Below are 13,299 nucleotides of genomic sequence, written 5' to 3'. Positions count from 1 at the left end.
CGATACGATATCGCTATAAAAATTAATACTATGAATTCCCGACAACAATCTATTTTGCAGATGGTGATCGATAAAGGTCAGATGAGCGTGGCCGACCTGGCTAAAATCACCGGTGTCTCTGAAGTGACGATTCGACAGGATCTGAACACACTGGAAAAACAGAGCTACTTGCGCCGTGCGCACGGTTTTGCGGTGTCACTGAACAGTGATGATGTCGAAACGCGCATGATGACCAATTTCACCCTTAAACGTGAACTGGCCGAATTTGCGGCGTCACTGGTTAATCCTGGTGAATCCGTCTTTATTGAAAATGGCAGCAGCAATGCGCTGCTGGCCAGAACGTTGGCAGAACAAAAAGATGTCACCATCATCACGGTCAGTAGCTACATCGCGCACCTGCTCAAAGAAACACCGTGTGAAGTCATTCTCCTCGGTGGGATCTATCAGAAAAAAAGCGAGAGCATGGTCGGACCGCTGACTCGCCAATTTATTCAGCAGGTACATTTCAGTAAAGCCTTTATCGGTATTGACGGCTGGCAGGCTGACACCGGCTTCACCGGGCGTGATATGATGCGCTCTGATGTGGTTAATGCGGTTCTGGAAAAAGGCGCTGAGGTGATTGTACTCACCGATAGCTCTAAATTTGAGGCCATTCATCCATACACGCTGGGCCCGTTAGACAGATTCAGTCGCGTAGTCACGGACTCCAGACTCAGCGCCAGCGTGCAAATGCAACTTGAACACTCGGGTTTAACCGTCAATATCATTGATGCTCACGCATAATACTTCAGCAGATGATTTGTCCGCGGGCAGATCATCTTCTCTCTGAGACTTATCCGACAGTCCAATTAAGACTTTTTACCTGTCGTTAACAGGATAAAGTCGTAGAATTAATGTTAGCGATATAACAGGAGCGAACAGTCACCTCAGGATTTGATTGTAACGTCCTGCGCTAAACGGTTTCGCGGAAATATCTTTAGTCGTCCTATTTTGGCGCTATCATTAAAGTGAACTGGATTCCGTGATTCAATAATTCAGGAGAAAGTATTATGTTAGTAACGAGCAAAAAAATGACCGCTGCCATTCTGGCGATTACACTAGCAATGTCTTTGAGTGCCTGCTCTAACTGGTCCAAACGTGACCGTAACACTGCGATAGGTGCTGGTGCAGGTGCGATAGGCGGTGCAGTCCTGACTGACGGCAGCACGCTGGGTACGCTGGGTGGTGCTGCAGTAGGTGGTATTATCGGCCACCAGGTGGGTAAATAATTTACGGTTGAACGGCTCGATATAATAATACGTTTACTTTTTCAGGTTTGTATTATTAGAGAAGCCACGGAGAGCATCCGTGGCTTTTTTATTAGCCGCCGGCCAGCTTAACTTTCATTCCTTTGGCTTCCAGCAGCGATTTTATCAGGTCGCGTTTATCACCCTGAATTTCAATTACACCGTCCTTCACTGCCCCACCACAACCACATTTTTTTTTCAGCTCTGCGGCCAATTTAACAAGTGCAGCGTCATCTTGATCAATACCGGTAATCAGGCAAACGCCCTTACCTTTACGACCGCTGGTCTGGCGCTGGATGCGAACAATGCCATCGCCCTTCGGACGCTCTGCTACCACTCTGGGTTCATCAATTCGTCCGGACTCAGTTGAATAAACCAGTCGAGAGTTTGAGTCGCTCATTTATGCACCTCGATTCAGAGAGGCGTTGATCATCTTCAGCGTTTGCGCCGGATCTTCCGACTGCGTGACTGGACGACCAATCACCATATAATCCACACCAGCGGCCAGCGCCTGCTGTGGCGTCATAATACGGCGCTGGTCACCCGCCTCACTACCTTCAGGACGAATGCCTGGCGTCACCAGCTTGAATGTCTGTCCAAACGCCTGCTTGAACCTCACCGCTTCATGCGCCGAGCATACTACCCCGTCCAACCCACAATTTTGCGTCAAACGCGCCAACTTTTCAGCATGCTCCGCAGGTGACAACGTCACACCAAGATCGGCAAGGTCGCTGGCTTCCATACTGGTCAGGACCGTCACTGCAATTAACAGTGGCGCATCTTTACCAAAAGGCCGTAATGCCTCGCGAGCAGCGGTCATCATTCGTGCCCCACCACAAGCATGCACGTTTACCATCCAGACGCCAAGGTCAGCAGCTGCCGCGACGGCATGCGCCGTGGTGTTGGGAATATCATGAAATTTCAAATCCAGAAAGACGTCGAAGCCACGCTGTTGCAGATCCCGTACCAATTGAGGTCCAAAAAGCGTGAACATCTCTTTGCCCACTTTCAAACGACAATCTCGGGGATCAATTCTGTCGACAAACGCTAATGCCTTATCACGTTTTGAATAATCCAACGCGACAACGACGGGAGAATCAGTAGCAGCACGGGAAGAAGATGAAGCAGTAAACGTCATGACCAGACCTTCTTGATGATGGGCGCACGAACGGCGCAAAATGGGTAAACGGCGTGCATTCTACCTGTGGTAATAGAAAATTAACAGGCGCGTTTACATTTCTGCGAAGCGATGTGGCACAGGAGCCTGAGGGCTGGTTGAAGAAAAATAAATAAGTATGTTGTAACTAAAGTGAATTTTTTTTAAAAATTAAAGCCCGTCCAGACCGCGAATTGGCTTAATGGTTGACCAGGAGCGGCACGATGGGCAGTGCCAGTACAGCGAATAAGCAGTAAACCCACACTTCTGGCAACGATAGCGCGGCTTGCTGCGCACCTGCTCACCAACCATATCGCGCAGGACCATCAGACTCTCTTTTGCGCGCCCTTCTTCTGCTTCATTAAGGTGGTAATCCATCAGTTTATGGAACACACGCATCGTCGGATGACGTTGCAACTGACGGGTAATATAAACCTGTGCAGTATCAGTACCCTCGCGCGCCTCAAGAATATCAGCCAGCATCAACTCAGCGGCAGCACCGGTGTTTTCTTCGACCGCACGGCGTAAAAACTCCGCCCACTCATCGTTTTTACCCAGCTGTTGGTAGCAGCTCTGCAGCATTTCCAGCGTTTCACTGACCAACTCTTTATCCTGGGAGATCACGCGTTGCAGGCATTCAACGGCCTTCGCGTAATCACCCTTCAACATGTAAACGCGCCCCATCATAATCGAGACACGAGCACTGTTTTTGTCTGCAGCGGCTCCTTTTTTCAGCAATGCCATGGCGCGATCCATATCGTCGCTGCCCATTTGCTGCAAGGCCAGTTCACAGTAAAAATGCGCGATTTCAATACGCTGATTATCTTTGCCGAGTTTCACCAGACGTTCTGCAACATCAATGGCTTTTTGCCATTCACTGGTTGCCTGATAGATTTGCAACAGTTGTTGCAATGCCCCCACACGGAAATCCGTTTCATCAGTTAGCTGATTGAACATGTCTTCCGCACGGTCATACAACCCGGCAGCCATGTAGTCACGTCCCAACTGCTGCACAGCCAACAAACGTTGTTCATAAGTCAGCGAAGCACTTTCCATGAGGGTTTGGTGGATACGGATAGCGCGGTCGACTTCACCGCGTGAGCGGAACAGGTTTCCGAGGGTGAGATGAGCCTCAACGGTGCCTGTATCCTCTTTCAACATATCGAGGAACAGATCCACCGCTTTATCTTGTTGGTTGCTCAAGAGGAAGTTAACCCCGGCGACATAGTCGCGCGAAAGACGGTTAGCTTCATCCTGCTTAGTTTGTTGCGCACTTCTGCGACCCATATACCACCCATAGGCAGCGGCTACAGGTAAAAGCAGAAACAACAACTCCAACATAAATAATTATTCCTTCACAACCGACGAGTCGGCAGTTACCGCAACGTCGGTCGCAGGCGCAAGCTGGTTTTCCAGGCGTTTAATTTTGCGTTCGGCGCGCGCAAGAGACACACGAACCTTTAGCCAGAACAGGCCACAAATTAACCAACCAATCGCAAAACCTGCTGCAAACAATACAGCAAGCAGCGTGGAGATACGATACTCACCCTGAGCTAGCAGGTAATTAAACGTTACCTGTTGATCGTTTTGCGCACCCAATGTCACCGAAATAACAAAAATCGCCAACACCAGTAAGAAAATGAGTAAATATTTCACATTACTTCCCGTTATGTGGTTTGAGCGAATAAATCGTGTACAACTTACCGCGTTAAGCCTTTTAAATTACCATTTTCACGACGAGTGCGAAACGGAAAAGCGCCTTACGCTGTATGATTTGAGGGCTAAATTTGAAAAATCAATCACGGTCTGCGTTATTGCTCACGCTGCGCTATTTCCTTTGTCTCCTGGACGGGCGGTGTCAGAGGTCCACATATTCGCTGTGCAAACCATGTTGCCAGCGTTACCAGCAGCCACGATATCAGCGTCGCAACAACCAAATCGCGCGGCCAGTGCATGCCCAGAAGCAAACGACTGCCCATTACGCCGGTCGCCCAGACGAGTAAGAACACAATCGTCAGCGTGCGCCTGCGTGGCCATAACAACCCGACACCCAGTAACGCCCAACTGGCAGCAAACAGGGTATGCCCGGAAGGGAAAGCAAAACCGGTCTCTTTTTGCCAGTGCTTACGTAAAAAAGGCGGAATATCCTGCTGCCCGGACAACTGCTCTTTTACTAAGTGTCCGCGATCTTTACGTTTTAAAGTGTAGAACTCATCTACCGGAACATGGTGCGTTTTTTCCAGCCACAGAACAAATGGCCGGGGCTCCTGCACCCTCTCTTTAACCCAGGATTTCACACCCTGGCCAATTAAGATAGCCGCCGCCAGGATCGCAAATAGCATAAAAGCAGCTTTCAGACGAAATCGCAGACACCACAAAAACCACGCACAGAGAACAACATGGGTGATAATCCCCCAGGGTTGCGTCACCGTTTCAGTTACCCAGTATAAGGATTTTAACCACCAGACATTCTGTCCAGGCTGCCAGCTCCAGCCGGATATCCATACGGAAACCGGCATAATCAGTAACAGTGCTGCGCCTACAGTGGTTCGCTTGGCAATAGACAGCATTGCGTCTCCTTTCGTCGATAAGTCCCACAATCATAACTGAAAAATCCGCACACCGGGGAAATTGACAATTTTGTGCCATTCGGAAATGAATGCGTTGCTGCAATTAGGTGAACACCCTTGCCTTATGGCAAAATAGTGCAATACAGAAGCCAACAGGCGACGGCACGCGCAGTGCCAGCATAATCTGGAGAATTACATGCAGCTTAAACGTGTGGCAGAAGCCAAACTGCCAACCCCCTGGGGTGATTTCCTGATGGTGGGATTTGAAGAACTGGCAACCGGACACGATCATGTCGCACTGGTTTTTGGCGATATTTCAGGCCAGACGCCTGTCCTGGCACGTGTTCATTCCGAATGTCTGACCGGCGATGCGCTGTTCAGTCTGCGTTGTGATTGTGGCTTTCAACTGGAAGCGGCGCTTACGCATATCGCTGAAGAAGGACGCGGTATTCTGCTCTACCATCGTCAGGAAGGACGTAACATCGGCCTGTTGAATAAGATCCGCGCCTATGCGTTGCAGGATCAGGGCTATGACACCGTCGAAGCCAACCATCAGTTAGGCTTTGCGGCGGACGAGCGTGACTTCACCTTGTGTGCTGATATGTTCAAATTATTGGGCGTGGATGAAGTCCGTCTGCTAACCAATAACCCGAAGAAAGTGGAAATTCTGACAGAAGCTGGGATCAATATTGTGGAGCGTGTGCCGCTAATTGTTGGCCGTAACCCGAAGAATGAACACTATCTGGATACCAAAGCCGCTAAGATGGGGCATCTGTTAAGCGAGTGACATTCTCGCTTGCTGACAGTACAAAAAGCCTGCTTTCGCAGGCTTTTTTATAATTTAATTCAACATATTACGAATAACATAGTGCAAAATACCATCGTTTTGGTAATAGGTCAGCTCTGTCGCGGTATCAATACGACAGCGACACGAAATCACCTCTTTTCGCCCATCCGCACGAACCATATTCACCGGGATAGTCGCTCCCGGTTTAATATTTTGTAAGTCCGTAATATCAATGACTTCCTCCCCGGTTAACCCCAGGGTTTTACGTGTAATCCCCTGCGGAAATTCCAGAGGCAGGATCCCCATGCCAATCAGGTTAGAACGGTGGATGCGCTCAAAAGATTCGGCGATTACTACGCGAATACCTAACAAACGCGGGCCTTTCGCCGCCCAGTCCCGACTGGAACCCGAGCCATATTCCTTGCCGGCAACAATCGCCAACGGGGTCTTCTCTTGCTGGTATTGCATAGCGGCGTCATAGATAGCCATCACTTCTGTACCCGGCAAATGACGCGTCATCCCCCCTTCCACACCCGGTACCATTTCGTTACGGATACGGATATTGGCAAACGTGCCACGCATCATTACTTCGTGGTTTCCACGGCGAGAACCGTAGGAGTTAAAATCTTTGCGCTCAACACCGTGGCTTTGCAGATAGCGACCCGCCGGGCTGTCCGGCTTGATGCTCCCCGCAGGAGAAATATGATCGGTGGTGACGGAATCGCCGAGCATCGCCAGGATACGAGCACCATGGATATCCTGTACCGGGTCCGGCTTCGCCTGCATACCATCAAAGAACGGTGATAACCGGATGTAGGTTGAGTCCGACTGCCAGCCATAGGTGTCTGCACGATCAACATTAATCGACTTCCATTCCGGCGTGCCTTCGAACACTTCGGCATACTCTTTATGGAACATCTCGGTAGAGACCTGCTCCACGGCACGGGTAATTTCCTGCGCACTCGGCCAGATATCTTTCAGATAGACAGGATCGCCTTTTCTGTCATGACCCAGCGGGTCTTTCGTCAGATCAATATTCATATTCCCGGCCAGCGCATAAGCCACCACCAGCGGCGGAGAAGCCAGCCAGTTTGTCTTCACCAGCGGGTGGATACGCCCTTCAAAGTTACGGTTACCGGAAAGCACCGCCCCTACCGTCAGATCACCTTTTTTAATCGCCGTTTCAATAGGATCAGGTAACGGGCCAGAGTTGCCGATACAGGTAGTACAGCCATAACCAACAAGGTTAAAACCCAGCTCATCAAGGTACGGCGTCAGTTTTGCCTGCGCCAGGTAATCAGAGACGACTTTTGACCCAGGCGCCAGTGACGCTTTCACCCACGGTTGGCGCTTCAGACCAAGCGTCACTGCTTTTTTCGCCAGCAACCCAGCCGCCATCAGGACGCTGGGGTTGGAGGTGTTGGTACATGACGTGATCGCTGCAATCACCACAGCACCATCCGGTAGCTGATATTGATGACCGCTCATGACATAGTCGACCGGTTGACGATCTTTTTGCGAGCTATTCACTTCAAGTTCATTACTCGCGGCGAATGCTTTCGGCACATCACCCAATGCGACACGATCCTGTGGACGCTTCGGCCCGGCCAGGCTGGCTTCCACAGTGCCCATGTCCAGTTCCAGTGAGCTGGTAAACACAGGTTCATCACCTGGGTTACGCCACATCCCCTGTGCTTTAGCATACGCACCGACTAATTCAACCTGCTCTTCACTACGCCCACTCAGACGCATGTACTCAAGAGTTACCCCGTCAATCGGGAAAAAGCCGCAGGTTGCGCCGTATTCCGGCGACATGTTAGCAATGGTCGCCCGGTCAGCGAGCGGCAGGCTGTCCAGCCCATCACCATAGAACTCAACAAATTTACCGACCACACCGTGTTTACGCAGCATCTGCGTGACGGTCAGTACCAGATCGGTAGCGGTGATCCCTTCGCGAAGTTTACCAACAAGTTTGAAGCCCACGACATCTGGAATCAGCATTGAAACCGGTTGCCCCAGCATGGCGGCCTCAGCTTCAATCCCTCCGACACCCCAGCCCAGCACACCGAGACCATTAATCATCGTAGTATGGGAATCGGTACCGACCAGCGTGTCCGGGTAAGCGATCCACTCGCCGTTTTGCAGTTCACTCCACACCGCTTTACCCAGGTATTCGAGGTTTACCTGGTGGCAAATTCCTGTTCCCGGTGGAACGACACTGAATCGGCTAAACGCCTGCTGCCCCCATTTAAGGAACACATAGCGCTCATGGTTGCGCTCCATTTCCAGTCGAACGTTCTCTTCAAAAGCATCATCGTCACCAAAACGATCAACCGTAACGGAGTGATCAATAACCAGATCAACAGGTGAAAGCGGGTTCACTTTTGCTGTATCCCCGCCAAGGCGTTTAACCGCTTCGCGCATGGCAGCCAGATCGACCACCGCCGGAACGCCGGTAAAGTCCTGCATGAGAACGCGAGCGGGTCGGTAGGCAATTTCGCGCTCGGCATGCGCCGTTTTCAGCCATTGCGCCAGAGCATGAATATCCTCTTCGGTAACAGAGTCACCGTCCTGCCAGCGAAGCAGGTTTTCCAGCAATACTTTTAGTGATTTAGGTAAACGGGTGATATCACCCAGTGATTTGGCAGCCAGGGGCAAACTGTAGTAGCGGTAGGTTTTATCTTTAACCTGCAATGTGTCCTTACTGGCTTCTCGTAGGGTAGACGACATAGCTCCTCCTTAAATGACAGGGTTGGATCCCCTGATTTTCCTCAGGGTTAGTATTAAAGATAACACAAACAAAATGTAACGCTTTGATAACAACTCAAATTGATAAACGAGGAGAACGACAAAAAGGTAACGAGCTATGCAAGTGGCGGGGAATAAGATTAAAGTGCGGTAAATGAACGGACCCGATACATCGATGCAACCGACAATACGCTGTTTAGATGACGTACTGCGATTGCGATGTGATTATTCATACTGAATTCAATAAGCATGTTAATACTTATTATTATAAAAAACGTATTGCTTATTGTTCTTGCTTATCATCTTCAATAAACAGATCAATAAATGCCCGTTGCTCAGGTGAAAGATCCCACGAAGCGGGAATATCCTGCTTTTTTTCTATAACGGTTTCATTCTCTTGCTCATTATTATGATGAGCAGGTGTAACGGTAGACTGCTGTTCCTGTGTGGACATCAATTACCCCCACACTTTCCAGACCAACAGAGCAACCACGATCCAGAACACGGCGGAGCCCAGAAACACGATGAACCATGCTTTACGTTTCATCGCGGGATCTCTGCGCGCAGGCTGGTTTCCAGAAGGCATTGCTAACCTCATACTATCGAAATCACTTATCATTTAGGCACCAAACAATCGGTACAATTAATCATCAGATAAGAGGAATCCTAATAAAAACATCCTGAAAAAGCCAGATAATTTTCGAACCCAGCTTTATAAATAACTTAATTGTTTGATCGGTTATAAATATTTGAAAGGGATTTTGGCAGGGTTACTCATTTGAAACTACTTTGGAGAATATTTTCCATAAATAATATAGGGATAATAGACAAATAAAAAATCATGAGTACATTCAACCGCCCCGCTGGTATGGCTGGAGAACCAGGATACCAACGAGGCAACTTCCGTTATTATTTCTCTGGCAATTTAATATCTTTGAACATAGCTTCAATATCATCGTTGGAACGCAACGCCACCGCCGTATCCACCACATCGCGTGTCAGATGCGGTGCGAAACGCTGAATAAAATCATACATGTAGCTGCGTAAAAACGTGCTGCGACGAAAACCAATTTTAGTGGTGCTGTGACTGAAAATATCATGAGCATCAACACGCACCAGATCCGGATCAGAGATAGGATCTACCGCCATGCTGGCAATCACGCCCACGCCCAGCCCCAGTCGGACATAGGTCTTAATAACATCGGCATCAGTCGCGGTAAAGACAATACGCGGCTCCAGACCCGCACGGTTGAACGCAGTGTCCAACTCCGAGCGTCCGGTAAATCCAAACGTGTAGGTCACCAGCGGATACTGCGCCAGTTCCTCAATGGATACGGAGGCTTTGCCTGCCAACGGATGGTCTGGCGTAACAACAATCGAACGGTTCCAGTGATAGCATGGCAGCATCACCAGATCATCGTACAAATGCAGTGCTTCCGTCGCGATGGCAAAATCAGCATTCCCTTTCGAAACGGCCTCGGCAATTTGCGTCGGCGATCCCTGATGCATATGCAACGAGACGCGAGGATAACGCTCAATAAAACCTTTAATCACGTTGGGCAGCGCGTAACGCGCCTGGGTGTGCGTGGTGGCGATATACAACGAGCCTTTGTCGGGCCAGGTATGTTCACCTGCAACCGACTTAATAGCATCCACTTTAGACAAGACTTCGCGGGCAATACGAATAACTTCCTGCCCTGCCGGAGTCACCTGCGTCAGGTGCTTACCGCTACGGGCAAAAATCTGGATGCCAAGCTCATCTTCCAGCATACGAACTTGCTTACTGATCCCTGGCTGGGAGGTATAGAGTCCTTCGGCCGTTGAGGAGACATTAAGGTTGTGATTTACCACCTCAACGATATAGCGAAGCTGCTGTAATTTCATGTTAAGCCATCCAGAATTATGCCATCAGAACATCGTTTAAAAGCAGACTCACACGCGCTGCTAATACGATTTAATAATAAAAAGCCTGCCAACTATAACCACTATATCATTTATATGTACGCTGTATAGGGATGACAAAAAATAATACGCCAGAAACAAAAAGGGCCGCTTACGCGACCCTTTGAGGAGAAATTCAGCCGGAATGCTGTTATTTCTTCCCTTCTACCCATTTGCCATTAACGAAAAATGCAGACCACCCGGTTGCTTTACCGTCTTTTTCCGCAGCGACATACTGCTGCTTAGTTTTACGGCTAAAGCGAACCATCGACTTATTACCATCGGGGTCCGTCTGCGGCGCATCGGCCAGATAGCGCAGTTTTTCCGGCAGACGATCGCGGAAGCGATACAACTCTTCCACTAACGGCGCACGGGTTTCACGTGATTTCGGGAAGGTGTTCGCAGCCAGGAAAATACCTGCTGCACCATCACGCAACACGAAATACGCGTCCGATTTTTCACACGGCAGTTCCGGCAACGGAACAGGATCTTCTTTCGGCGGAGCCACTTCGCCGTTACGCAGGATCTTACGGGTGTTTTTACACTCGTCGTTAGTACATGCCATGTATTTACCGAAACGCCCCATTTTCAGGTGCATTTCAGAACCACATTTCTCGCACTCAACGACAGGACCGTCATAACCCTTAATGCGGAACTCGCCCTCTTCGATTTCGTAACCATCGCAGGTCGGGTTGTTACCACAGACATGCAGCTTACGTTTTGGATCGATGAGATAGCTGTCCATCGCCGTACCACACTTCTGGCAGCGACGTTTCGCGCGCAAAGCGTTCGTTTCCGCGTCGTCGCCTTCCAGCACGTTCAATACTTCGTTTTCCGGCACCAGGTTAATGGTGGTTTTGCAACGCTCTTTCGGGGAAAGTGCGTAGCCGGAGCAACCAAGGAAAACGCCGGTGCTGGCGGTACGAATACCCATCTTGCGCCCACATGTCGGACAATCAATGCTGGTCAGCACCATCTGGTTCGGACGCATACCGCCTTCTTCAGGATCTTTCTCGGCTTTATCCAGTTGCTGAGTAAAATCGCTGAAGAAGTTGTCGAGCACACCTTTCCACTCGGCTTCGTGGTTCGCCACCTGGTCAAGGCTGTCTTCCATCTGCGCGGTGAAATCGTAGTTCATCAACTCGCGGAAGTTTTCTTCCAGACGATCGGTGACGATTTCACCCATTTTTTCTGCGTAGAAACGACGGTTCTCCACGCGAACATAACCGCGATCCTGAATCGTAGAAATGATCGACGCATAGGTGGAAGGACGACCAATGCCACGCTTTTCAAGCTCTTTAACCAGCGAAGCTTCACTAAAGCGCGCAGGCGGTTTAGTAAAGTGCTGTGCTGGCGTCAGTTCGATAAGCGTCAGCATATCGCCTTTTTCTACCGCCGGTAAAATGCGATCTTCATCACCCTTACGCAGTGCAGGCATTACTTTCGTCCAGCCATCGAAGCGCAGAATACGACCGCGCGCCTTCAGACGGAAATCACCCGCGCCCACGGTGAGCGTGGTGGAGTCGTATTTCGCTGGCGTCATCTGACAGGCAACAAACTGGCGCCAGATCAGCTGATACAGTTTTTGCGCATCGGCTTCCATATCTTTCAGCGATTCTGCCTGTACGGCGACATCGGAAGGACGGATAGCTTCGTGCGCTTCCTGCGAGTTCTCTTTGCTGGCGTACTGGTTCGCGCTCTCCGGCAAATACTTTTTGCCAAAATTATCGCTGATGTAATCGCGAACCATCGCCACCGCATCCTGACTCAGGTTGGTTGAGTCAGTACGCATGTAAGTGATGTAACCCGCTTCATACAAGCGCTGCGCCATCATCATGGTTTTCTTCACACCAAAGCCGAGACGCGTGCTCGCAGCCTGCTGTAGCGTGGAAGTAATGAACGGCGCGCCCGGCTTGCTGCTGGTCGGCTTATCTTCACGTTCCAGTACGCTATAGCGCGCTTTTTCCAACAGGCTAACAGCGGCAAGCGTTTGTTCCCGATTTACGGGACGGAACGGCTTATCATTTTGATGCGTCACCTCAAGCGGCAACGCGTCGCCGCCCGGCGTGGTCGTGTTAGCATCAATTTCCCAGAACTCTTCTGGAACAAATGCTTTGATTTCGCGTTCACGCTCAACTACCAGACGCACAGCAACCGACTGTACGCGACCGGCAGACAGGCCACGGGCAATTTTTTTCCACAGCAGTGGCGACACCATATAGCCCACAACACGGTCCATAAAGCGGCGCGCCTGTTGCGCATTAACACGATCGATGTTCAACTCGCCCGGTTTTTCAAACGCCTGGCGAATAGCATTTTTGGTAATTTCGTTAAACACCACGCGGCTGTAGCGGGTGTCGTCGCCACCGATAACTTCCCGCAGGTGCCAGGCAATGGCTTCCCCTTCGCGGTCAAGGTCGGTTGCGAGATAGATGTGGTCGGCTTTTTCAGCCAGTTGTTTCAGTTCAGAGACAACTTTCTCTTTACCAGGCAGCACTTCATAGCGCGCATCCCAGTTGTGCCACGGGTCAACGCCCATGCGGTTGACGAGAGCGCCACGTTCATCCTTTTTGGGCTTTTTAGCCGTTTTGGTGGAGGTTGAGTCGGCGCTCTTTTTAGTTGCTGAGCCACTAGTCGGCAAATCACGGATATGACCGACGCTGGATTTCACCACGTAGTCATTACCCAGATACTTGTTGATCGTTTTGGCTTTTGCCGGGGACTCAACGATGACAAGAGCTTTACCCATATTCACCTTTACCTAATTTGATTCTTCCAGAATGCGTCGCACGTTGATTCACCTTCCACTGG

At 50.1% G+C, this 13,299-nt stretch carries 13 protein-coding genes; 3 read left to right on the top strand and 10 right to left on the bottom strand.

The genetic code is table 11. The features are described 5' to 3' along the window. Positions 1–30: 30 nt before the first annotated feature. Together G8S19_RS10200 and osmB are read left to right on the top strand one after the other, a co-directional pair. A complete protein-coding gene (locus tag G8S19_RS10200; RefSeq protein ID WP_048211504.1) occupies positions 31–783 on the top strand; it encodes a DNA-binding transcriptional regulator YciT in 753 nt (250 codons plus the stop codon). A 266-nt stretch (positions 784–1,049) separates the two neighbouring features. Further along, positions 1,050–1,268: an osmotically-inducible lipoprotein OsmB gene (gene osmB, locus G8S19_RS10195; protein WP_003020583.1), complete on the top strand. Its 219-nt coding sequence runs from the start codon at positions 1,050–1,052 to the stop codon at positions 1,266–1,268. A gap of 91 nt (positions 1,269–1,359) precedes the next feature. Here the strand turns inward: osmB and yciH are convergent, their stop codons facing one another. From yciH to pgpB, 5 genes are all read right to left on the bottom strand, one after another. After that, complete coding sequence (yciH, locus tag G8S19_RS10190; RefSeq protein ID WP_048211503.1) at positions 1,360–1,686, bottom strand: stress response translation initiation inhibitor YciH; 327 nt, start codon at positions 1,684–1,686, stop codon at positions 1,360–1,362. After that, on the bottom strand, positions 1,687–2,424 hold the full coding sequence (gene pyrF, locus G8S19_RS10185; protein WP_124021163.1) for an orotidine-5'-phosphate decarboxylase: 738 nt from the start codon (positions 2,422–2,424) through the stop codon (positions 1,687–1,689). A 189-nt stretch (positions 2,425–2,613) separates the two neighbouring features. Next, a complete protein-coding gene (gene lapB / locus G8S19_RS10180) occupies positions 2,614–3,783 on the bottom strand; it encodes a lipopolysaccharide assembly protein LapB (protein ID WP_005126454.1) in 1,170 nt (389 codons plus the stop codon). Positions 3,784–3,789: 6 nt separating this feature from the next. Beyond that, positions 3,790–4,098: a LapA family protein gene (locus tag G8S19_RS10175; RefSeq protein ID WP_005126452.1), complete on the bottom strand. Its 309-nt coding sequence runs from the start codon at positions 4,096–4,098 to the stop codon at positions 3,790–3,792. 155 nt (positions 4,099–4,253) lie between these two features. Beyond that, positions 4,254–5,012 (bottom strand): phosphatidylglycerophosphatase B, encoded by a 759-nt coding sequence (pgpB, locus tag G8S19_RS10170; protein ID WP_124021162.1) that lies wholly within the window; start codon positions 5,010–5,012, stop codon positions 4,254–4,256. A 196-nt stretch (positions 5,013–5,208) separates the two neighbouring features. Between pgpB and ribA the strand changes: the two genes are divergently transcribed. Further along, complete coding sequence (gene ribA, locus G8S19_RS10165) at positions 5,209–5,799, top strand: GTP cyclohydrolase II (RefSeq protein WP_005126450.1); 591 nt, start codon at positions 5,209–5,211, stop codon at positions 5,797–5,799. 54 nt (positions 5,800–5,853) lie between these two features. On the opposite strand, the gene acnA is transcribed toward ribA, so the two are convergent. The 5 genes from acnA to topA all read right to left on the bottom strand — a co-directional run bounded on the left by acnA (position 5,854) and on the right by topA (position 13,237). Continuing rightward, positions 5,854–8,529, bottom strand: coding sequence for an aconitate hydratase AcnA (acnA, locus tag G8S19_RS10160; RefSeq protein WP_253686522.1), 2,676 nt, complete (start codon positions 8,527–8,529; stop codon positions 5,854–5,856). A 301-nt stretch (positions 8,530–8,830) separates the two neighbouring features. Then, positions 8,831–9,001, bottom strand: coding sequence for a hypothetical protein (locus tag G8S19_RS10155; RefSeq protein WP_162873148.1), 171 nt, complete (start codon positions 8,999–9,001; stop codon positions 8,831–8,833). A 3-nt stretch (positions 9,002–9,004) separates the two neighbouring features. Next, the gene (locus G8S19_RS10150) at positions 9,005–9,145 is read right to left on the bottom strand and encodes a YmiA family putative membrane protein (RefSeq protein WP_212724980.1); all 141 of its coding nucleotides are present in this window, start codon (positions 9,143–9,145) and stop codon (positions 9,005–9,007) included. Positions 9,146–9,456: 311 nt separating this feature from the next. Further along, positions 9,457–10,431: an HTH-type transcriptional regulator CysB gene (gene cysB, locus G8S19_RS10145; RefSeq protein ID WP_005126442.1), complete on the bottom strand. Its 975-nt coding sequence runs from the start codon at positions 10,429–10,431 to the stop codon at positions 9,457–9,459. A gap of 208 nt (positions 10,432–10,639) precedes the next feature. Beyond that, on the bottom strand, positions 10,640–13,237 hold the full coding sequence (gene topA, locus G8S19_RS10140) for a type I DNA topoisomerase (RefSeq protein WP_253686520.1): 2,598 nt from the start codon (positions 13,235–13,237) through the stop codon (positions 10,640–10,642). Positions 13,238–13,299: the final 62 nt, after the last annotated feature.

This window comes from Citrobacter sp. SX206, assembly GCF_024181025.1.
Lineage (GTDB): Bacteria > Pseudomonadota > Gammaproteobacteria > Enterobacterales > Enterobacteriaceae > Citrobacter > Citrobacter youngae.
The sequence above is the reverse complement of the archived record's forward strand: the minus strand, read 5'-3'. Positions and strand labels throughout refer to the sequence as shown.